Source organism: Pseudomonas sp. PDM28 (genome assembly GCF_019219115.1).
GTDB classification, from domain to species: Bacteria; Pseudomonadota; Gammaproteobacteria; order Pseudomonadales; family Pseudomonadaceae; genus Aquipseudomonas; species Aquipseudomonas laurylsulfatiphila.
This window is the reverse complement of the sequence record NZ_JAHUWG010000006.1, coordinates 240,003-260,720: the sequence shown is the minus strand read 5'-3', so window position 1 is coordinate 260,720 and position 20,718 is coordinate 240,003. Positions and strand designations below refer to the sequence as shown.

The following is a 20,718-nucleotide window of genomic DNA, read 5'->3' as shown; positions in this document are numbered from 1 at the left end:
TCGCGATGAACTTGAGAACACCGCGGGGTATCAGGTTCCCGGCGTTATCGTTGACGTCCATCGCGAGCAGGCTCGCTCCTACAGGGATTCGTGAATAAGAAATATTTCCACCTACAACCCTTTACACATAATGCGAAAGATTTGCATTATGTCGCAGTTTTGCGTGCGCATAGCGCCACTCCACCCCTATCGAAGCAGGATGTTCGCCATGATTCGTATGCCTCTGGCTACCGCCAGTCTGTTGGCCATCGCTATTTCCCTCGCCGGTTGTGGCGAAGGTGACAAAGAAAAAGCTGCCGCGCCTGCGCCAGCTGCCAGCACCGCGGCCACCCCGGCTGCTGCGCCTGCCGCTGCCGGTAAAGTCGACGAAGCCGCCGCCAAAGCCGTTGTCGCTCACTACGCCGACATCGTTTTTGCCGTTTACAGCGATGCCGAATCCACCGCGAAGACCCTGCAAACCGCCGTAGACGCCTTCCTCGCCAAGCCGAACGACGACACCCTGAAAGCCGCCAAGGCTGCCTGGGTTGCCGCTCGCGTGCCTTACCTGCAGAGCGAAGTGTTCCGCTTCGGCAACACCATCGTTGACGACTGGGAAGGTCAGTTGAACTCCTGGCCACTGGACGAAGGCCTGATCGACTACGTCGACAAGTCCTACGAGCACGCCTTGGGCAACCCGGGTGCCACCGCCAACATCATCGCCAACACTGAAGTGCAGATCGGCGAAGACAAGGTCGACGTCAAAGACATCACCCCGGAAAAACTCGCCAGCCTGAACGAGCTGGGCGGTTCCGAGGCCAACGTCGCCACCGGTTACCACGCCATCGAATTCCTGCTCTGGGGCCAGGACCTGAACGGCACCGGCCCTGGCGCCGGCAACCGTCCGGCTTCGGACTACCTGGAAGGCAAAGGGGCTACCGGCGGTCACAACGATCGTCGTCGTGCCTACCTGAAGTCCGTGACTCAGTTGCTGGTCAGCGACCTGGAAGAAATGGTCGGTAACTGGAAGCCGAACGTGGCCGACAACTACCGCGCCACCCTGGAAGCGGAACCGGCCGAAACCGGCCTGCGCAAAATGCTGTTCGGCATGGGCAGCCTGTCCCTGGGCGAACTTGCGGGCGAGCGCATGAAGGTTTCCCTGGAAGCCAACTCCCCTGAAGACGAACAGGATTGCTTCAGCGACAACACCCACAACTCGCACTTCTACGATGCCAAGGGCATTCGTAACGTGTACCTGGGTGAATACACCCGTGTCGACGGTACCAAAATGACCGGCGCCAGCCTGTCGTCCCTGGTGGCCAAGGCCGACCCGGCTGCCGACACCGCGCTCAAAGACGACCTGGCCGCTACCGAAGCCAAGATCCAGATCATGGTTGATCACGCCAACAAGGGTGAGCACTACGACCAGCTGATCGCTGCCGGCAACACCGCAGGCAACCAGATCGTCCGTGACGCCATCGCTACGCTGGTCAAGCAGACCGGTTCGATCGAAGCCGCCGCTGGCAAACTGGGCATCAACGACCTGAACCCGGACAATGCTGATCACGAATTCTGATCAACGCTGGCTGAGTGAGTAGAAAGGCGACCTTCGGGTCGCCTTTTTTGTGTCCGCCACAGCTCATCCCCTGTGGGAGCGAGCTTGCTCGCGATAGCGGTAGCACATTCAACATTGATATTGGTCATGATGGCCCCATCGCGAGCAAGCTCGCTCCCACAGAGGGATCATCGTTTCCAGATAAACGCTGCCCCACATCAAGCAAACGATAATTCCTCTTATTCAAATTCCCATCCCCTGTTAGACTTTGCGCCCTTGTTTTGCTCGTCTTGCAGGATCCCTGATGCCCTCGCTGCCTCTTCGCTTGTCCGCACTGTTTCTGGCCCTGGGCCTGAGTGCCTGCGATGACGCCCCGAAATTCACCCAGGCAGAACCCGGTGAAGCCCGCTCCGGCGGCAGTGCAACGGTGCGCAAGACCGATCAGAACGCGTTTTCCATGCCCTCGGCGAACCTGCCGCCGTCCCGGCGTGTGGATTTCAGCGTCGGCAACAGCTTCTTCCGCAGCCCTTGGGTGATCGCCCCTTCGACGACGACCGCGCGCGATGGCCTCGGCCCGTTGTTCAACACCAATGCCTGCCAGGGCTGTCACATCAAGGACGGCCGCGGTCATCCACCGGCTGCGGACGATGTGAACGCCGTGTCGATGCTGGTACGCCTGTCGATTCCCGACACCCCGGCGTATGCCAAGGTCATCGAGCAGATCGGCGTGGTGCCGGAGCCCGTCTACGGCGGTCAGTTCCAGGACATGGCCGTACCCGGTGTAGCCCCCGAAGGCAAAGTGCGGGTCGATTACACCGCCGTGCCGGTTCGCTTCAAGGACGGCACCGAAGTCGAGCTGCGCAAACCCAGCCTGAACATTACCCAGCTGGGCTACGGCCCGATGCACCCCGACACCCGCTTCTCGGCGCGGGTTGCCCCGCCGATGATTGGCCTGGGCCTGCTCGAGGCGATCCCTGACGAGGCGATCCTGGCCAACGCCGAGGCACAGGCCAAGGCGAACAACGGCATCAGCGGACGACCGAACCGGGTCTGGGATGACGCCGAGCAAAAGACGGTTTTGGGAAGATTTGGCTGGAAAGCCGGACAACCGAACCTCAATCAACAGAATGTTCACGCGTTTTCGGGCGATATGGGCCTCACGACCAGCCTGCGGCCCGTTGATGACTGCACGGACGCGCAAACGGCCTGCAAACAGGCACCCAATGGCAACGGCCCTGATGGCGAGCCGGAAGTCAGCGATAACATCCTGCGCCTGGTGCTGTTCTACAGCCGTAACCTCGCCGTACCGGCCCGTCGTGACGTCAACGCACCTGAAGTGCTGGCCGGCAAAACCTTGTTCTATCAGGCCGGTTGCCAGTCCTGTCACACACCGAAATACACCACCGCCGCCAACGCCGCCGAACCTGAGCTGGCCAATCAAGTGATTCGCCCCTACAGCGACCTGCTGCTGCATGACATGGGCGACGGCCTGGCCGACAACCGTAGTGAATTCCAGGCCAGTGGCCGCGAATGGCGCACCCCGCCGTTGTGGGGCATCGGCCTGACACAGGCGGTCAGCGGCCATACCCAGTTCCTGCACGACGGCCGCGCCCGCAACCTGCTCGAAGCCGTGCTCTGGCATGGCGGCGAGGCGACAGCGGCGCAGCAACAGGTTTTGTCTTTCAATGCCGAGCAGCGCGCCGCGTTGCTGGCGTTCCTGAATTCCCTTTAACACGCATTCCAATCGCGGGAGCCCGACATGTTCCGTCCCAAACTGTTGTTCACCAGCCTTGCCGCCCTCGCCCTGGGCGCCTGCTCGCCCCAGGATCCGCAAGCGGTCACGTCGGCGGCCATCGCCAAGTCGGTGATCCTGCCGACCTACACCCGCTGGGTTGAAGCTGACCGTCAACTGGCGGTCAGCGCTCTCGCCTACTGCGAAGGCAAGGAAACCCTGGAAACCGCCCGTGCCGACTTCCTGCACGCGCAAAAAGCCTGGGCCGAGCTGCAACCGCTGCTGATCGGGCCGTTGGCCGAAGGCAACCGTTCGTGGCAAGTGCAGTTCTGGCCGGACAAGAAAAACCTGGTCGGCCGTCAGGTCGAGCAACTGGTCAGCGCCCAGCCGCAGATCGATGCCGCCGCCCTGGCCAAGTCCAGTGTCGTGGTGCAGGGCCTCTCGGCCTACGAATACATTCTGTTCGACAGCAAGCCTGACGTGGCCAACGCTGAGCAGAAGAGCAAATACTGCCCACTGCTGATCGCCATCGGCGAACGCCAGAAACAGTTGGCCGAAGAGATTCTGCAAACCTGGAACAACACTGACGGCATGCTCGCGCAGATGAGCAAATTCCCGAACCAGCGCTACGCCGACTCCCACGAAGCGATTGCCGATCTGCTGCGGGTTCAAGTCACCGCTATCGACACCCTGAAGAAAAAACTCGGCACGCCGATGGGTCGCCAGAGCAAGGGCGTGCCGCAACCGTTCCAGGCCGATGCCTGGCGCAGCCAGTCGTCCCTGACCAGCCTCGAAGCCAGCCTCGCGGCTGCCAAAACGGTCTGGGAAGGTGTGGATAACAAAGGCCTGCGCGGACTGTTGCCGAGCGAGCAGAAGCCGTTGGCCGACAAGATCGATGCAGCCTATGCCGCCTCGCTGAAACTGTTTGCCGGCAACCAGCGTTCGCTGACCGACATGCTCAATGACGAGGCCGGCCGCCAGCAACTCAACGAGCTGTATGACAGCCTCAACGTCGTCCATCGACTGCACGAGGCCGATCTGGCCAAGGCATTGGGCATCCAGCTGGGCTTCAATGCCAACGACGGTGACTGATGAGGGCCCGTTCCATGTTGCGACGCCAGGTTCTGACATTAGGGAGTTTGCTGCTGGGTGCGGTGACGCTGGGCGGCTGGACGCTGTTCAAGCAAAAGGACAAGAGTCCGTTGTTGCTTTCGGCACGGGACGATACCGATGGCCAGCATTACGCCGTCGGTTATCGGCTCGATGGCACCCAGGTGTTCGCCACCCGGGTCGGCCAGCGTTGCCACGACATCATCAACCACCCGACACAGCCGATTGCACTGTTCGTCGCCCGCCGTCCGGGCACCGAGAGCTACCTGATCGACCTGCGCGACGGCGCGCTCCTGCAAACCGTGGTGTCGCAGCCCAATCGGCACTTCTACGGACACGCGGTCATTCACCACAGCGGCGACTGGCTGTACGCCACCGAAAATGACACCTCCGATCCGGGCCGCGGCCTGCTCGGTGTGTATAAGTTCGAAGGCGAAAGGCTGGTGCACAGCGGTGAGATTTCCACCCACGGCCTGGGTCCGCACCAGTTGTCGTGGATGCCCGATGGCGAAACCCTGGTGGTGGCCAACGGCGGGATTCGCACCGAGGCCGAAAGCCGGGTGGAGATGAACCTCAACGCCATGGAACCGAGCCTGGTCCTGATGCAACGTGACGGCACCTTGCTGAGCAAGGAAACCCTCGCCCAGCAGATGAACAGCGTGCGCCATCTGGCCATCGCCAGCGACGGCACCATCGTCGCCAGCCAACAATTCATGGGCGCGGCCCACGAGTCGTCGGAGCTGTTGGCGATCAAGCGTCCCGGCCAGCCTTTCGTGGCGTTCCCGGTGCCCGAGCACCAGTTGCAGGCCATGGGGCACTACACCGCCAGCGTCGCGGTGCACAACGACTTGCGCCTGGTGGCATTGACTGCGCCGCGGGGCAACCGTTTCTTCATCTGGGACCTGGACAGCGGTGAAGTACGCCTGGATGCCCCCCTGCCCGACTGCGCCGGGGTCGGCGCCGTGGCCGATGGTTTTGTCGTGACATCGGGCCAGGGGCGCTGCCGTTACTACGACTGCCGCCAGACAAACCTGGTCGCCAAACCGCTGGAGCTACCCGCAGGGCTCTGGGACAACCATCTGCATCTGATGGCCTGAATCATTGAAAAGATCGCCGCCTTGGGCCGCGCCTGTATCGGGATGACGTACACCCCGCAGCGCGACCCGAGACGGCGAATCTTTTCAGGCTTTCCCCCCTCTAATACCTCACAACCTGTAAAAACGGCAGTTGGATTACCTCTACACTCCCGGTAATGTGCCCTGCTGTCTCACCTGATTTTCTCCAAGGAACTGGAATATGCTGCGTCGCCGCATGCTGATCATGTTGGGTGTAGTACTACTGATTGTGCTGGTCCTGGCCGCCTACAAAGCCTTCTCGATCTACACGATGGTTCAAGGCTTCTCTGCCCCCAGACCGGCCATCAGCGTTGCCGTGGCCACCGCCACCGAGCGTCCGTGGCAAGCCCGCCTGCCTACCGTTGGCACGCTCAAGGCATTGCAAGGCGTGGACCTGAGCCTGGAGACCGATGGCACCGTCATCGATTTGCAGTTCGAGTCAGGGCAAAAGGTCAAGGCCGGTCAACCACTCCTGCGCCTCGACAGCGCCGTTGAAAGCGCCCTGCTGGAAACGGCTCTGGCCGACCTCGGGCTGGCCCAGCTCGATTACGGTCGCGGTAGCCAACTGGTCGGCAGCCAGGCCATTTCCAAAGGCGAGTTCGACCGGCTTTCGGCGGTGCTGAAAAAGAGCCGGGCCACGGTCAATCAACTCAAGGCTGCGCTCGGCAAAAAAAGCATCGTCGCGCCCTTTAGCGGGACCATCGGCATTCGTCATGTAGACGTTGGCGACTATCTTGCCAGTGGCACCATGATCGCCACCCTGCAAGACCTCAGTAGCCTGTATGTCGACTTTTTTGTGCCCGAGCAGTCGGTGCCGAAGATTGCACTCGGCCAGCCAGTGCAGGTCATTGTCGCGGCGTATCCGAACCAGGAGTACCCGGGCACCATCAGTGCAATCAACCCGAAAGTCGAGAACAGCACCCGTAACGTGCAGGTCCGCGCCACCCTGGCCAACCCCGATGGCAAGTTGATGCCAGGCATGTTCGCCAACCTCCAGGTGCTCCTGCCCGACCCGCAACCGCGCATCGTGGTGCCGGAAAGCGCGATTACCTACACGCTCTACGGCAACTCGGTGTATATGGCCGTGCAAAAGAAGGCCGAAGACGGCAGCCCGGTAAAGGATGACAAGGGCCAGCCGGTGCTGATCGCCGAACGGCGATTTGTCGAAACCGGCGAACGCCGCGATGGGCAAGTGATGATCACCAAAGGCGTGCAGAACGGCGAGAAAGTGGTGACCGCCGGCCAGCTCAAACTGGATAACGGCGCGCACATTGCCATCAGCGACGACAAGACCCTGGCCGGGCAGAACAGCCCGCCTCGCGCGGACTGATCAAGGAATCCCTATGGCTTTTACCGATCCGTTCATTCGCCGCCCGGTTCTCGCAACCGTTGTCAGCCTGCTGATTGTGCTGCTGGGCTTTCAGGCCTGGAGCAAGCTGCCGCTGCGCCAGTATCCACAAATGGAAAACGCCCTGATCACGGTGACCACCGCCTATCCCGGAGCCAACGCCGAGACCATCCAGGGCTACATTACCCAACCGATGCAGCAAAGCCTCGCCAGCGCCGAGGGTATCGACTACATGACCTCGGTGAGTCGCCAGAACTTTTCGGTGATATCGATCTACGCGCGCGTCGGCTCCAACAGCGACCGTCTGTTTACCGAACTGCTGGCCAAGGCCAACGAGGTCAAGAACCAGCTGCCCCAGGACGCAGAAGACCCGGTGCTGAGCAAAGAATCTGCCAATGCGTCAGTGCTGATGTACATGAGTTTCTTCAGCAAGGAATTGAGCAACCCGCAGATTACCGATTACCTGTCGCGGGTGATCCAGCCCAAACTGGCGACCTTGCCCGGCATGGCCGAGGCCGAAATCCTCGGCAACCAGGTATTTGCCATGCGCCTGTGGCTGGATCCGGTGAAGCTCGCGGGTTTCGGCCTCAGTGCCAGCGATGTGACCAACGCGGTGCGCCAGTACAACTTTCTCTCGGCCGCCGGCGAGGTGAAAGGCGAATACGTGGTCACCAGCATCAACGCCAATACCGAACTCAAGTCCGCCGAGGCCTTCGGGGCGATTCCGCTCAAGGTCGATGGCGACAGCCGTGTGCTGCTGCGGGATGTGGCGCGCGTGGAAATGGGTGCGGAAAACTACGACTCCATCAGTTCCTTCGGTGGCACCCCTTCGGTGTACATCGGCATCAAGGCGACACCTGCCGCCAACCCGCTGGATGTGATCAAGGAAGTACGCAAGATCATGCCGGAACTTGAGGCCCAGCTACCGCCGAACCTCAAGGGTGAAATCGCCTACGACGCCACGCTGTTCATCCAGGCCTCGATCGACGAAGTGGTGAAAACGCTGTTCGAAGCGGTGCTGATCGTGATCGTGGTGGTGTTCCTGTTCCTTGGCGCCCTGCGCTCGGTGGTGATCCCGGTGGTGACCATCCCGCTGTCAATGATCGGCGTCATGTTCTTCATGCAGATGATGGGGTACTCGATCAACCTGCTCACCCTGCTGGCGATGGTATTGGCCATCGGCCTGGTGGTGGATGACGCCATCGTGGTGGTGGAAAACATTCATCGCCACATCGAGGAAGGCAAGACACCGCTGGACGCCGCCATTGAAGGCGCCCGGGAAATCGCCATGCCAGTGATCTCGATGACCATCACCCTGGCGGCGGTGTATGCGCCGATCGGCTTCCTGACCGGCCTGACCGGGGCGCTGTTCAAGGAGTTCGCCCTGACCCTGGCCGGTGCGGTGGTGATTTCCGGCATCGTCGCCCTCACCCTGTCGCCAATGATGTGTGCGTTTCTGCTGCGTCACGACGAGAACCCCAGCGGCCTGGCCCATCGCCTCGACATGATTTTCGAACGCCTCAAGCGCCGCTACCAGAGCATGCTCCACGGCACCCTCAACACCCGCCCGGTGGTGCTGGTGTTCGCCGTGATCGTGTTGTGCCTGATTCCGGTCCTTCTGAAGTTCACCAAATCGGAACTGGCGCCGGATGAGGACCAGGGCATCATTTTCATGATTGCCAACGCCCCGCAACCGACCAACCTCGACTACCTGAACACCTACACCGACGAGTTCGTCGCGATCTTCAAGGGGTTTCCCGAGTACTACTCGTCATTCCAGATCAACGGATTCAACGGCGTGCAATCGGGCATCGGCGGTTTCCTGCTCAAGCCCTGGAACGAGCGTAGTCGCACTCAGATGGCGATCCTGCCCGAGGTTCAGGCCAAACTGGAAAGCATCCCGGGGTTGCAGATTTTCGGCTTCAACCTGCCGTCCCTGCCAGGCACCGGCGAAGGCTTGCCGTTTCAGTTCGTCATCAACTCCTCCAACGATTACGAACTGCTGCTGCAAGTGGTCGACCGGGTAAAAAAACGGGCGATGGAATCCGGCAAGTTTGCATTTGTCGACGTTGACCTGGCCTTCGACAAGCCGGAAGTGGTGGTGGATATCGACCGCGCCAAGGCAGCGCAGATGGGGGTTTCCATGCAGGATCTGGGGGGAACCCTGGCAACCCTGCTGGGCGAAGCCGAGATCAACCGTTTCACCATTGAAGGTCGCAGCTACAAGGTCATTGCCCAGGTCGAGCGAGCGTTCCGCGACAATCCGGACTGGCTGAACAATTACTACGTGAAAAACACCCAGGGCGAGCTGTTGGCATTGTCGACCCTGATCACGGTCACCGACCGCGCTCGACCGAGACAGCTGAACCAGTTCCAGCAACTCAACTCCGCCATCCTGTCCGGCGTGCCGCTGGTGAGCATGGGGGAAGCCATCGACCTCGTGCGCCAGATCGCCCGGGAAGAGGCACCGGTCGGCTTTGCCTTCGACTACGCCGGCGCGTCGAGGCAGTACGTACAGGAAGGCAGCGCCCTGTGGGTCACCTTTGCCCTGGCACTGGCGATCATTTTCCTGGTGTTGGCGGCGCAGTTCGAAAGCTTCCGCGACCCGCTGGTGATCCTGGTCACCGTCCCCCTGTCCATCTGCGGCGCGTTGATTCCGCTGTTCCTGGGGTGGTCGAGCATGAACATCTACACCCAGGTCGGGCTGGTGACGTTGATCGGGCTGATCAGCAAGCATGGCATTCTGATCGTCGAGTTCGCCAACCAGCTACGCAAGGACAAGGGCCTGACGGCGCGGGAAGCCGTGGAGGAAGCGGCGGCCATCCGCTTGCGTCCGGTGTTGATGACCACCGCGGCGATGGTGTTCGGCATGGTGCCCTTGATCATCGCCACCGGTGCTGGCGCGGTCAGCCGGTTCGACATCGGCACGGTCATCGCGACCGGCATGTCGATCGGCACCTTGTTCACCCTGTTTGTGTTGCCTTGCGTCTACACGGTTCTGGCCAAACCCGATAAGCGCTGACGCAGAAAAACCTGTGGGAGCGGGCTTGCTCGCGAAGGCGATTGATCAGTCAACTTATTGGTTGAATGACACACCGCTTTCGCGAGCAAGCCTGCTCCCACATTGAATCGTGCATGTTTGGAAGTCAGGGCAAAAAAAAAGGCCTCGCAATTGCGAGGCCTTTCATTTTGGCTTCAATCGATTCAACTTTGCGGCCTCAATCCCTGAGAAAGCCCGAACATGAATAACAATAAATCATGATCGGGTCGAGTGGCCACGGATGCCTTCGCAACCCGCGGCAACGGACAATGTTCTTCTGCGCTTATCGAGCTGAGAACCTGGGGGCGTGGTTGCTCCCAGGTTGCCATCGCGATCGATGCAACTGCCAAGGCTCCTACCAGAAACAAACCTCGTGCAATTTCGAGTTTCATCGCTATAAACCCTTGATAGCGCTGCCAAACGCCGTCTCATAAAAGTAGACGAGCTTTTTCCAGTCTGCGTCGCTGAACGACGAGTGGCGACGCAACTGTTTCATGTCATGGAGAGCTGCGCGACGAGCCGTAAAACGCTGTCGGCATTTCTCCAGATCGATCAGGGCCACTTCGACCTTGGCCGTCTCGCCCTCACCCGTCACGCGAACGAATACGTGCTTGTCGTAAAGGCAACCGTGCTGCCAGCGGCCCTTGTGCATGCGAGCCAGGTTTTCAGCCAGGTCCTTGAGCACTCGTTCGTTAATGGCTTCACCATGACGCTCGCGACCGCCACCGGCGTACCAGCGATCGATTTCCTCGAAGCCGTCCAGCGACTTGGTGACCAGCAAGGCGCGCCACTTGTGCACGGGATCGCGCTGTGCCCCACAGAACACGATCTCCGGAACCCGTACGCCAAGCACGGTCACACCGGTGAGCGCCGCATGCTCGCGCATGACCGTAGGCCGCCCGAAAGGGTGCTGCAAGCTACGATGGATATGCCCGGTCTGGCGCTTGACGTAGAGCAGTTGACCATCACTGCCCATCAGGCGTTGAACCCCGCTTTCGCCGCCGCGACGGACGTTGGGTTCTTCTACCCATTCACCGCGCTGATTCCAGAAGTAATCGAAGCGGTCCTGGGGAACGACTTCCGTTTCTGCTGCACACTGCACTGCCATCCTGTTACCTCTTGCGTAATACGTAAACTCGCCACATGGCATAGAGCGGCAAAAAGTCCAGTTGTTCCTGGATCCGGAAACCCGCCTGCTCAAATTCCTTCTCTACGGTAGCGGCCGGTAACACAAACCGGTTTTGGTAACCTTCCTGCCCACGGGTTTTCTCCGAACGCTTGCGTTTCCAGGCCTTGAAGTTGCCATCGACCCACAACGAAAGGATCACGCTGTCGCGGGAAACCCGCTCGAATTCACGCAGGATAGCCATGCGATGCCCGGCTTCACCGATGTGGTGGAGCAAGCGCATGCAAAAAATGCTGTCGACGGCGTTGTCCGGCAAGGCGATGTCGAACGCTGATGTGTGCAAGGGCTGTACCCGCTTCACCACATCGGCCGGTTGCGCCTGGGTTGCGATCTTCAGCATGGACTTCGAGTTATCGGCACCGATGATCACACGGTTGGATTTTTCCGCCAACAAGGGCCAGAAACGCCCTGCACCACAAGGCAAATCGAGGACCAGACCAGGTTCGCCAACCAAGGCCAGCGCCTTGCGCGCCAGTTGCTCGTCACGCCAGTGAGACAATCGACGGCCGAGACCTTCCTGGTGTTTGCGCAAATAGCGTTGCGCGTGTTGATCGTCGTACTTTTCTGAAAAATCGAGTTTGATCGGGCCGTCCATCATCAGGTCTCCTGAACTTCTGATGCAACTACCTTAGATTTTGTGGTGTCGGTGACTGGTCATCCATTTGTGAAAAAATCGTTATGGGAAACCCGGAATTATTACAGGGTTTTACTGAATTGATAGGGTTTTCTGGACGACCTGACTCAACAGATCAAGTTCGGGACAGCTCCACCTGAAAACAGCAGCCACTGGGCTCCATCGTAGTCAGGCTGACGCTCCAACCCTGGTTTTCACAAATCCGCTGCACCAGTGAAAGCCCCAGGCCCAGGCCTTCCCCGCGTTTTTCAGTGCCCCGAACGAAGGGTTCGAACATCGCCTCGCGTTTTTCCTCGGGAATGCCCACACCGCTGTCTTCGACCAGAAATCCCGTGCCCGTCAGGCTCAGGCGAATGAAGCCCCGTTCCGTGTAATGCAAGGCGTTGCGCAGCAAGTTACCCATCACTGCGTGCAGGAGCGTCGCGTTGTAACTCCTGGCCTCAGGGTTGCCCGGCTCGAAGATCAGCTTCAACCCTTTGCTTTCAATGGGCTCGCGCCACAGAACGAGCAGTCCCTCGGCCACCTGGCCCAGGGACTGCTGCGGTGACATGCTGGCGTCTTCGCGCTGGGCACGGGCCAGCATCAGGAAGGTTTGCACCAGCTCACGCATTTCTTCACACGCCCGGGCAATGCGCTCGACCTGGGCGCGGCCACGTTGATCGAGACCAGGGTTTTCCAGCAACAACTCGCAGGAACTGGCCAATATCATCAGGGGCGTGCGCAATTCATGACTGACGTCGCTGGTAAACAGGCGCTCACGAGTCAGAGCCTGACGCAAGCGCCCGAGGGTCGCGTCGAATGCCACGGCCAACTCGCCCACTTCGTCGGCGGCATAATCCGGGGCCAAAGGGGGGGCCAGGCCGAGCAGTTGATCGCGATGGCGCACCTGCCGGGCCAGCCGCACCACCGGTGCCATGACCTTGCGTGCCAGGACCCAGCCGAGAAACACCGCCAGTGCCAGGCTCAGTACGAAACCCACCAGCACCACGGCAAACAGCACCCGTTCACGTTCTTCGAAGTCGCTCTGGTCCTGCAACAGCACGTAACGTCGGCCGTCGACGATTTCGACCATCGCGTGGTACGACAGGTTTTCACGGAAGACTTCGTGAAAACCCGGCTCCAGATGGCGCAAATCCTTGGGCAACCTGAAATCGCCGGGCCCGTTGCTGAAGTAGAACAATTGGTCCGGTTCGGGGCGATGGCTCCAGTCCGTGACGTTGTCCATCAGCAACAGGCGTTGCAAATCACCGCCCAGGCCTGCCGAAATCAGTTTTTCCTCCACCAGGTGCACGGTCGCCACGATGCCCATGGCAAAGGCCCCCGCCACCAGTGCGCTCATCAGCGCAAAGGCAATGATGATGCGTTGGGAAAGGCTCTGCTTAAACTCCATCACGCCCCTCGGCCAGGCGATACCCCACGCCGTGAACGGTTTGCAACAACGGCTTGGCGAACGGCTTGTCGATCACCTGGCGCAGTTGGTGGACATGGCTGCGCAGGCTATCGCTATCCGGACAGTCGTCCCCCCACAGCGCCTCTTCAAGAATTTCACGACGCAACACATGCGGGCTTTTCTGCATCAACACGGCCAGCAATTTCAGGCCAACCGGGTTGAGTTTCAGCAATCGGCCTTCGCGGGTGACTTCCAGGGTGTCGAGGTCATAGCTCAGGTCGCCGACCTGCAAAGTGCGCCGCCCGCCGCCCTGGGTCCGGCGCATGACCGCTTCGATACGCGCTGCCAGTTCCGACAGGGCGAACGGCTTGATCAGGTAATCATCGGCGCCGGACTTGAAGCCTTGCAGACGGTCGTCCAGTTGATCGCGGGCCGTGAGCATGATCACCGGCGTTTCGCGGCGCGCATCTTCGCGTAGCCGTTTGCACAGGGTGTAGCCATCGATGCCGGGCAGCATGATATCGAGCACGATCAAGTCGTAATGCTCGGTGGCCGCCAGATGCAGGCCAGACAGACCATCCTGCGCGCAATCCACGGTATAGCCTTTGAGCCCCAGGTAATCGGCCAGGTTGGCCAGGATATCGCGGTTGTCTTCAACCAATAGAATTCGCATGGGTATCTCTCCGTCCACAGTAACGGCCGTCGTGGCCCGCGCAGCTTAAGGCCAAGTGTGGCTCAGGGCTAGGATTGCGTGCTGCTGTAACCGTTGAAATCAAACGTTTGCGGCATTAACGACTTTTTCACTATCGACTCACACGTTGACGACATAATCGGGTTCAAACTCTGCGCGGCTGCGCCTTTCAGAACACTTTACCGACCAAGGAACTCGCATGGTTTCGACCCTCGCCCGCCCCGCTCCTCGTCCGCTCAATTTCTGGGTGTGCCTTGGAATTCCTGCCATTGCCGCGATCATTCTGGTGTTGCTCGAATTGACCAGTCTGGACATGGACCTGGCCAAGCTGTTTTACGACCCGGTCGCCGGGGAATTCATCGGACGCCACAGTTACTTCCTCGAGGATATCCTGCACGATCGCGCCAAGCAGGTAGTCATCGCCTTCTCGGTGTTTGCCATCCTCGGCTTCATCGCCTCGTTTTTCATGGCCAGGCTCAAACCGTTCAAGCGGGAACTGGGTTGCCTGGTGTTGTCCCTGGGCCTGGCCACCTCCTTTGTCACGCCAATGAAAGCAGTGACCGCGGTGCAATGCCCTTGGAGCCTTGAGCAATTCGGCGGTCATGAAACGTACAGCGAACTGTTGAGCCCTCGCCCGCATACCGATAAACCGGGACGTTGCTGGCCTGGCGGCCATGCGGCCACCGGCTTCACCCTGTTTGCCCTGTTTTTCGTACTGCGTGACCGTCGCCCGCGTATGGCTCGTGCGGCATTTGTCTTTGCATTTGCCCTGGGTTCGGTGTTTTCCATCGGGCGGATGATGCAGGGGGCGCACTTTTTCTCGCACAACGTGTGGACGGCGGTGTTCTGCTGGCTGATTTGTCTGGGGTCTTACTACTGCATTCTTTATCGGCCTGCTTCCCGAGCCGACGCTGTTGCCAAAGCACAACCGGTGAGTGCCTGAAACACAGATCGAAAATGTGGGAGCGGGCTTGCTCGCGAAAGCGATGTGTCAGACAACATGTTTGTTGAATGTTGAACCGCTTTCGCGAGCAAGCCCGCTCCCACACTAGACCGAGGCGTCCTTCAAATTCCCGTCAATAAAAAACCCCGCCTGCTTTCGCAGGCGGGGTTTCTTCGTACAGGGGTAGCTGGCTTACATCATGCCGCCCATGCCGCCCATACCGCCCATGTCTGGCATACCGCCGCCAGCACCGCCGTCTTTCTTCGGTGCTTCAGCAACAGCGGCTTCGGTGGTCAGGATCAGACCGCCGATCGACGATGCAGCTTGCAGAGCGGAACGGGTTACCTTGGTTGGGTCCAGGATACCCATTTCGATCATGTCGCCGTATTCGCCAGTCGCAGCGTTGTAACCGAAGTTACCTTTGCCGTTCTTGACTTCGTTGACCACAACGCTTGGCTCGTCACCGCTGTTGGCAGCGATCTGACGCAGCGGCGCTTCAATGGCACGACGCAGTACAGCGATACCTACGTCCTGGTCAGCGTTGTCGCCTTTCAGGTTCAGGATAGCTTCCAGGGCACGGATCAGTGCCACGCCACCGCCAGGTACCACGCCTTCTTCGACGGCTGCACGGGTAGCGTGCAGGGCGTCTTCAACGCGGGCTTTCTTCTCTTTCATTTCAACTTCGGAACCAGCGCCAACCTTGATCACTGCAACGCCGCCGGACAGCTTGGCCAGACGCTCTTGCAGTTTTTCACGGTCGTAGTCCGAGGAAGTCTCGGCAACCTGGGCACGGATCTGAGTGATGCGTGCTTCGATGTCGCCGTGTACGCCAGCACCGTCAACGATGATGGTGTTTTCCTTGGACAGGGTCACGCGCTTGGCGCTGCCCAGGTTTTCCAGGGTTGCGCTTTCCAGGCTCAGGCCGATCTCTTCGGAGATCACGGTACCGCCGGTCAGAACGGCGATGTCCTGCAGCATGGCCTTGCGACGGTCGCCGAAGCCTGGCGCCTTGACGGCTGCGACTTTGACGATGCCACGCATGTTGTTCACAACCAGAGTCGCCAGGGCTTCGCCTTCAACGTCTTCGGCCACGATCAGCAGTGGACGGCCGGCTTTGGCAACGGCTTCCAGCACTGGCAGCATTTCGCGGATGTTCGAGATCTTCTTGTCGACCAGCAGGATCAGCGGGCCGTCCAGCTCAGCGACCATGGTCTCTGGCTTGTTGACGAAGTACGGGGACAGGTAGCCACGGTCGAACTGCATGCCTTCAACAACCGACAGTTCGTTTTCCAGGCCCGAGCCTTCTTCAACGGTGATCACGCCTTCTTTACCGACTTTTTCCATGGCTTCGGCAATGATGTCGCCGATGGAGTTGTCGGAGTTGGCGGAGATGGTGCCTACCTGAGCGATAGCCTTGGTGTCGGCGCATGGCTTGGACAGGGCTTTCAGCTCTTTGACGATCGCGATGGTCGCTTTGTCGATACCGCGCTTCAGATCCATCGGGTTCATGCCGGCAGCGACGGCCTTCAGGCCTTCGTTGACGATCGACTGAGCCAGAACGGTAGCGGTGGTGGTGCCGTCGCCTGCGTCATCGTTGGCACGGGAGGCAACGTCTTTGACCAGCTGCGCGCCCATGTTTTCGAAACGGTCTTCCAGTTCGATTTCTTTGGCTACGGAAACGCCGTCCTTGGTGATGGTCGGAGCGCCGAAGCTCTTCTCGATGATCACGTTACGGCCTTTCGGGCCCAGGGTCGCTTTTACTGCGTCAGCCAGGACGTTGACACCGGTGAGCATTTTCTTGCGGGCGGAATCGCCGAATTTAACTTCTTTAGCAGCCATGATCGATATTCCTTAAATACTTTGAAGTAGCGGGAAAATGAGCGGGTAATCAGCCTTCGATAACAGCGAGGATTTCGTTCTCGCTCATTACCAGCAGGTCTTCGCCGTCGACTTTCACAGTGTTGCTGCCGGAGTAAGGACCGAACACAACCTTGTCGCCCACTTTCACGGACAGTGCACGCACTTCACCGCTTTCCAGTACGCGGCCGGTGCCTACAGCGAGGATTTCGCCGCTGTTGGCTTTTTCAGCAGCCGAACCTGGCAGGACGATACCGCCAGCGGTTTTCTTTTCTTCTTCGCTGCGACGGATGACGACGCGGTCATGCAGAGGACGAAGCTTCATTGTCGATCTCTCCTAATTGTGGTTTTCATCGGCCGGTGTAGTCCCGGCGGGTTTAACAAAGGCCGGCGGTGCCGGTTGCGGTTCGTCAAGCGAACCGCGGAAGTCTGTCTGGCGTGTTCGCCAGAAACCTTGCGGTGACCGTTACATAAGGGCGCATAAGCTTATTACAAGGGCGGGCAGCGAAAATTTTTCAGGTCGATGCCCCGCAAACGAACACGGCACCCGAAGGTGCCGTGTCGATGGGCGTATTACTTGGTATCGCGGTGTTCGAACTCGCCTTCGATCACATTCGGTTCACGCCCCAACGGCTCGCGGGGGGCTGGACCGCCGCGTGCCTGCAGGTCGTCGGCGAACGCGCGCTGACGCATGGCCTGCTCTTCGGCGCGCTGGCGCATCTTGCCCGCCAGCAGACGGCGACTGAACGGGAGCAGCAGGAACAGGCCGATCACATCGCTGATGAAACCCGGGAGAATCAACAGGCCACCGGCCAATGCCAGCATCAGGCCTTCGAGCATGGTCTGGGCCGGCAACTCGCCGCGATTCAGGCTTTCACGGGCACGCAGGGCCGTGGCCAGGCCGGCGATGCGCAGCACGAACACACCGAACATCGAGCCGAGAATGATCAGCAGCAGGGCCGGGAAAAACCCGATGGACCCTGCCACCTTGACGAATACGAACAGCTCCAACACCGGGAACAGCAGAAAGAGCAACAAAAAAGGGCGCATCAAATGGTTCCTCAACGCAAGAATGCCTTGCCAGTTCACCTTAGATGACGTCGCCGTTTCGTGAATTCAAGCGTCGGCCACTTCATTTTTCGGCCAATGTTCGGCGTGAGCCAGAGAAACCAAGGCTTCGCGGACTTGTGTCGGCGTATTACAAGGTGCTTGAAACGGCAACCAGTACAGGCTCTGGCCGATACGCAGGTGCATGCCTTCGGTATCGATGCCGGCCATTTGCGCCGGCACGTTTTTCGGCAGCCCGGCCAGTTCGACGTAATGGGCGATGGCCTTGGCGTGATCCGCGTTCATGTGCTCGACCATGCTCACTTCGGCCTTGCCGGCGAACGGGTTGGCCAGGGTCAGGTCGTTGACCCAATGAATCGCGCCAAAACCGCCGATGTAACGGTGGCGCACCGGCTTGAGCACCCAGAAGTCGAAATCGTGGGCCTTGTGATAACCCTGCGACTCCGGGAAGTAGCGGTAGTAACGCTCGGAGGCGACTTCGATGGCGGCTTCGTCTTCAAGTTGCTGCGCTTCAGCCAGATAAGTCAGGCGACCAACGGCCTGGACATCCTCAGCCCCACGCTCGCCCACGAACAGCGAGCATTTCGGGTCTTTCTGCAGATTATGCGTGTGCTGCGCGATGCGGCTGATCAGGATCAGCGGCCGACCCTGCTCGTCCAGGCAGTACGGCACCACGGAGCCGAACGGAAAACCGGGCATTGACTTGGAGTGCGTCGAGAGCACTCCACGGTATTCCTTGAGGAGCAATTCTCGTGCATGCTTAGCCGCTTCAACGCTCAATTTATGACTCCTTAAATAGAATCCGTCATAAAAACGGACAAGCTGCTGGTGAAAGTCCCAGCATGCCATCGGGGGCAGTTCTCATGTGCAGCCGGGCCACATCAGGCGCAGATCGAGAGGCTCTCTACAAGGAAACCACTCAGACCTGCTACCGGGGGACATGCGAATGCAACTCACTGACAAAGTAATCATTATCACTGGCGGTTGCCAGGGTTTAGGTCGTTCCATGGCCGAGTATTTCGCCGGCAAGGGCGCAAAACTCGCCCTGGTCGACCTCAATCAGGAAAAACTCGACGCCGCCGTCGCGGCCTGCAAGGCCAAGGGTGTCGAAGCCCGAGCTTACCTGTGCAACGTCGCCAACGAAGAGCAAGTGACCCACATGGTCGCCCAGGTCGCCGAAGATTTCGGCGCGATCCACGGCCTGATCAACAATGCCGGGATCCTGCGTGACGGCCTGTTGCTCAAGGTCAAGGATGGCGAAATGACCAAGATGAGCCTGGCCCAGTGGCAGTCGGTCATCGACGTCAACTTGACCGGCGTGTTCCTGTGCACCCGTGAAGTCGCGGCGAAAATGGTCGAGCTGAACAACAGCGGCGCGATCATCAATATCTCGTCGATTTCCCGTGCCGGCAACATCGGCCAGACCAACTACTCGGCAGCCAAGGCCGGGGTCGCTGCAGCGACCGTAACCTGGGCCAAGGAACTGGCGCGCTACGGCATTCGCGTGGCCGGTATTGCACCGGGCTTCATCGAAACCGAAATGACCCTGGGCATGAAGCCTGAAGCGCTGGAAAAGATGACCGCCGGGATTCCGCTCAAGCGTATGGGCAAACCTGAGGAAATCGCCCATTCGGCGGTTTACATCTTCGAGAACGACTATTACACCGGTCGGATTCTGGAGATGGATGGCGGGTTGCGGATCTAAGGCAAGATCAAAAGATCGCAGCCTGCGGCAGCTCCTACAGGGTGAACATCAATCCCGTGTAGGAGCTGCCGCAGGCTGCGATCTTTTAACAGGGATCAATCGTCGCTGATGCTGATGTTCGGCATCGCCGGCGTCAAAGCTTCCTGCAATACGATCCGCGCACCGACATGACGCGCCAGCTCCTGGTAAACCATGGCGATCTGGCTGTCAGGCTCGGCGATCACCGTCGGCTTGCCGCCATCGGCCTGTTCGCGGATGACCATCGATAGCGGCAACGAGGCCAGCAGCTCGACGCCATACTGGTTGGCCAGCTTCACACCACCGCCCTCACCGAACAGATGCTCGGCATGTCCGCAGTTGGAGCAGATGTGCACGGCCATGTTTTCCACCACGCCCAGCACCGGAATGTTGACCTTGCGGAACATTTCCACGCCCTTGCGCGCGTCCAGCAAGGCAAGGTCCTGCGGGGTGGTCACGATGACTGCACCGGCCACCGGCACTTTCTGCGCCAGGGTCAGCTGGATGTCACCGGTACCCGGGGGCATGTCGATGACCAGGTAATCCAGGTCGCCCCATGCGGTTTGGGTCACCAGTTGCAGCAAGGCGCCGGAGACCATCGGACCACGCCAGACCATCGGTGTGTTGTCATCGGTGAGGAAGGCCATGGACATCACTTCGACGCCATGGGACTTGAGCGGAACGAACCATTTCTGATCCTTGACCTCAGGACGGGTGCGCTCCGGGATACCAAACATGATGCCCTGGCTCGGCCCGTAGATGTCCGCATCGAGAATCCCGACCTTGGCGCCTTCGCGAGCCAGGGCCAGGGCCAGGTTGGCCGCGGTGGTGGATTTGCCCACGCCCCCCTTGCCGGACGCCACGGCCACCACGTTCTTGACGTTGGCCAGCCCCGGGATCTGCGCCTGGGCCTTGTGCGCGGCGATCACGCTGGTGATATCGACTTTGGCACTCGACACGCCGTCCAGACCTTGAATGGCCATTTCCAGCATCTGCGCCCAGCCACTCTTGAACAGACCGGCGGCGTAACCCAATTGGAGCTGGACGCTGACGCGGTCGCCCTGGATGTCGATGTTGCGCACGCACCCGGCGCTGACCGGGTCCTGGTTCAGGTAAGGGTCGGTGTATTGGCGAAGGACGGCTTCCACCGCTGCGCGATTGACGGCGCTCATGGGCAACTCCGAAAACGGGACTGGAAAAGATGATGGCTATCGTACCTCAAAAGATCGCCGCCTTCGGCTGCTCCTGCAGATGTACGCCGATTCCCTGTAGGAGCTGCCGCAGGCCGCGATCTTTTCTGGCTGCTCATCCAATGAAACAGGCTCACAGGATGAAAAATATGCGCCAGCG

18 protein-coding genes are annotated in these 20,718 nt (G+C 59.8%); 8 read left to right on the top strand and 10 right to left on the bottom strand.

Annotated features, from left to right (window positions below; translation table 11 throughout):
- The first annotated feature begins 208 nt into the window (after positions 1–208).
- The 6 genes from KW841_RS15745 (at position 209) to KW841_RS15720 (ending at position 9,858) form a co-directional block, all read left to right on the top strand.
- Positions 209–1,552 (top strand): imelysin family protein, encoded by a 1,344-nt coding sequence (locus tag KW841_RS15745; RefSeq protein ID WP_218477781.1) that lies wholly within the window; start codon positions 209–211, stop codon positions 1,550–1,552.
- Between the two features lie 283 nt (positions 1,553–1,835).
- The gene (locus KW841_RS15740; RefSeq protein WP_218477778.1) at positions 1,836–3,263 is read left to right on the top strand and encodes a di-heme oxidoredictase family protein; all 1,428 of its coding nucleotides are present in this window, start codon (positions 1,836–1,838) and stop codon (positions 3,261–3,263) included.
- Between the two features lie 27 nt (positions 3,264–3,290).
- On the top strand, positions 3,291–4,355 hold the full coding sequence (locus KW841_RS15735; protein WP_218477776.1) for an imelysin family protein: 1,065 nt from the start codon (positions 3,291–3,293) through the stop codon (positions 4,353–4,355).
- A gap of 14 nt (positions 4,356–4,369) precedes the next feature.
- On the top strand, positions 4,370–5,470 hold the full coding sequence (locus tag KW841_RS15730; RefSeq protein ID WP_218477775.1) for a DUF1513 domain-containing protein: 1,101 nt from the start codon (positions 4,370–4,372) through the stop codon (positions 5,468–5,470).
- A gap of 199 nt (positions 5,471–5,669) precedes the next feature.
- Positions 5,670–6,818, top strand: coding sequence for an efflux RND transporter periplasmic adaptor subunit (locus KW841_RS15725; RefSeq protein WP_218477773.1), 1,149 nt, complete (start codon positions 5,670–5,672; stop codon positions 6,816–6,818).
- 13 nt (positions 6,819–6,831) lie between these two features.
- On the top strand, positions 6,832–9,858 hold the full coding sequence (locus tag KW841_RS15720; RefSeq protein ID WP_218477770.1) for a multidrug efflux RND transporter permease subunit: 3,027 nt from the start codon (positions 6,832–6,834) through the stop codon (positions 9,856–9,858).
- 182 nt (positions 9,859–10,040) lie between these two features.
- Here the strand turns inward: KW841_RS15720 and KW841_RS29705 are convergent, their stop codons facing one another.
- The 5 genes from KW841_RS29705 to colR all read right to left on the bottom strand — a co-directional run bounded on the left by KW841_RS29705 (position 10,041) and on the right by colR (position 13,759).
- Positions 10,041–10,268, bottom strand: coding sequence for a hypothetical protein (locus KW841_RS29705; RefSeq protein ID WP_015096670.1), 228 nt, complete (start codon positions 10,266–10,268; stop codon positions 10,041–10,043).
- Between the two features lie 2 nt (positions 10,269–10,270).
- The gene (locus KW841_RS15715) at positions 10,271–10,984 is read right to left on the bottom strand and encodes a lipopolysaccharide kinase InaA family protein (protein ID WP_218477768.1); all 714 of its coding nucleotides are present in this window, start codon (positions 10,982–10,984) and stop codon (positions 10,271–10,273) included.
- 4 nt (positions 10,985–10,988) lie between these two features.
- Complete coding sequence (locus KW841_RS15710) at positions 10,989–11,657, bottom strand: class I SAM-dependent methyltransferase (protein ID WP_218478244.1); 669 nt, start codon at positions 11,655–11,657, stop codon at positions 10,989–10,991.
- A gap of 154 nt (positions 11,658–11,811) precedes the next feature.
- On the bottom strand, positions 11,812–13,086 hold the full coding sequence (locus KW841_RS15705) for a HAMP domain-containing sensor histidine kinase (protein ID WP_218477765.1): 1,275 nt from the start codon (positions 13,084–13,086) through the stop codon (positions 11,812–11,814).
- Positions 13,076–13,759 (bottom strand): two-component system response regulator ColR, encoded by a 684-nt coding sequence (gene colR / locus KW841_RS15700; RefSeq protein WP_007985839.1) that lies wholly within the window; start codon positions 13,757–13,759, stop codon positions 13,076–13,078. Before colR ends, KW841_RS15705 begins: the two co-directional genes overlap by 11 nt.
- A gap of 217 nt (positions 13,760–13,976) precedes the next feature.
- Between colR and KW841_RS15695 the strand changes: the two genes are divergently transcribed.
- Positions 13,977–14,720: a phosphatase PAP2 family protein gene (locus KW841_RS15695; protein WP_218477755.1), complete on the top strand. Its 744-nt coding sequence runs from the start codon at positions 13,977–13,979 to the stop codon at positions 14,718–14,720.
- Positions 14,721–14,912: 192 nt separating this feature from the next.
- Here KW841_RS15695 and groL read toward each other — a convergent pair whose 3' ends face one another.
- The 4 genes from groL to KW841_RS15675 form a co-directional block, all read right to left on the bottom strand.
- On the bottom strand, positions 14,913–16,559 hold the full coding sequence (gene groL / locus KW841_RS15690) for a chaperonin GroEL (RefSeq protein ID WP_015096675.1): 1,647 nt from the start codon (positions 16,557–16,559) through the stop codon (positions 14,913–14,915).
- A gap of 49 nt (positions 16,560–16,608) precedes the next feature.
- On the bottom strand, positions 16,609–16,902 hold the full coding sequence (locus KW841_RS15685; protein ID WP_007978564.1) for a co-chaperone GroES: 294 nt from the start codon (positions 16,900–16,902) through the stop codon (positions 16,609–16,611).
- 248 nt (positions 16,903–17,150) lie between these two features.
- Entirely contained in the window at positions 17,151–17,627 is a 477-nt protein-coding gene (locus tag KW841_RS15680; protein ID WP_015096676.1) for an FxsA family protein, read from the bottom strand.
- Positions 17,628–17,693: 66 nt separating this feature from the next.
- Positions 17,694–18,425: a HugZ family protein gene (locus KW841_RS15675; RefSeq protein WP_218477733.1), complete on the bottom strand. Its 732-nt coding sequence runs from the start codon at positions 18,423–18,425 to the stop codon at positions 17,694–17,696.
- A 166-nt stretch (positions 18,426–18,591) separates the two neighbouring features.
- Here KW841_RS15675 and KW841_RS15670 point away from each other — a divergent pair, with 166 nt between their 5' ends.
- The gene (locus KW841_RS15670; protein ID WP_218477730.1) at positions 18,592–19,350 is read left to right on the top strand and encodes an SDR family oxidoreductase; all 759 of its coding nucleotides are present in this window, start codon (positions 18,592–18,594) and stop codon (positions 19,348–19,350) included.
- 95 nt (positions 19,351–19,445) lie between these two features.
- Here KW841_RS15670 and apbC read toward each other — a convergent pair whose 3' ends face one another.
- Positions 19,446–20,540, bottom strand: a complete 1,095-nt coding sequence (apbC, locus tag KW841_RS15665; protein ID WP_218477728.1) for an iron-sulfur cluster carrier protein ApbC — start codon at positions 20,538–20,540, stop codon at positions 19,446–19,448.
- Positions 20,541–20,718 lie beyond the last annotated feature (178 nt).

Coding starts and splice junctions, on each gene's coding strand:
- KW841_RS15740 (WP_218477778.1), top strand. CDS start 1,836: ATGCCCTCGCTGCCTCTTCGCTTGTCCGCACTGTTTCTGGCCCTGGGC.
- KW841_RS15685 (WP_007978564.1), bottom strand. CDS start 16,902: ATGAAGCTTCGTCCTCTGCATGACCGCGTCGTCATCCGTCGCAGCGAA.
- groL (WP_015096675.1), bottom strand. CDS start 16,559: ATGGCTGCTAAAGAAGTTAAATTCGGCGATTCCGCCCGCAAGAAAATG.
- KW841_RS15720 (WP_218477770.1), top strand. CDS start 6,832: ATGGCTTTTACCGATCCGTTCATTCGCCGCCCGGTTCTCGCAACCGTT.
- KW841_RS15735 (WP_218477776.1), top strand. CDS start 3,291: ATGTTCCGTCCCAAACTGTTGTTCACCAGCCTTGCCGCCCTCGCCCTG.
- apbC (WP_218477728.1), bottom strand. CDS start 20,540: ATGAGCGCCGTCAATCGCGCAGCGGTGGAAGCCGTCCTTCGCCAATAC.
- KW841_RS15680 (WP_015096676.1), bottom strand. CDS start 17,627: ATGCGCCCTTTTTTGTTGCTCTTTCTGCTGTTCCCGGTGTTGGAGCTG.
- KW841_RS15725 (WP_218477773.1), top strand. CDS start 5,670: ATGCTGCGTCGCCGCATGCTGATCATGTTGGGTGTAGTACTACTGATT.
- KW841_RS29705 (WP_015096670.1), bottom strand. CDS start 10,268: ATGAAACTCGAAATTGCACGAGGTTTGTTTCTGGTAGGAGCCTTGGCA.
- KW841_RS15730 (WP_218477775.1), top strand. CDS start 4,370: ATGTTGCGACGCCAGGTTCTGACATTAGGGAGTTTGCTGCTGGGTGCG.
- KW841_RS15670 (WP_218477730.1), top strand. CDS start 18,592: ATGCAACTCACTGACAAAGTAATCATTATCACTGGCGGTTGCCAGGGT.
- KW841_RS15695 (WP_218477755.1), top strand. CDS start 13,977: ATGGTTTCGACCCTCGCCCGCCCCGCTCCTCGTCCGCTCAATTTCTGG.
- KW841_RS15745 (WP_218477781.1), top strand. CDS start 209: ATGATTCGTATGCCTCTGGCTACCGCCAGTCTGTTGGCCATCGCTATT.
- KW841_RS15715 (WP_218477768.1), bottom strand. CDS start 10,984: ATGGCAGTGCAGTGTGCAGCAGAAACGGAAGTCGTTCCCCAGGACCGC.
- colR (WP_007985839.1), bottom strand. CDS start 13,759: ATGCGAATTCTATTGGTTGAAGACAACCGCGATATCCTGGCCAACCTG.
- KW841_RS15705 (WP_218477765.1), bottom strand. CDS start 13,086: ATGGAGTTTAAGCAGAGCCTTTCCCAACGCATCATCATTGCCTTTGCG.
- KW841_RS15710 (WP_218478244.1), bottom strand. CDS start 11,657: ATGGACGGCCCGATCAAACTCGATTTTTCAGAAAAGTACGACGATCAA.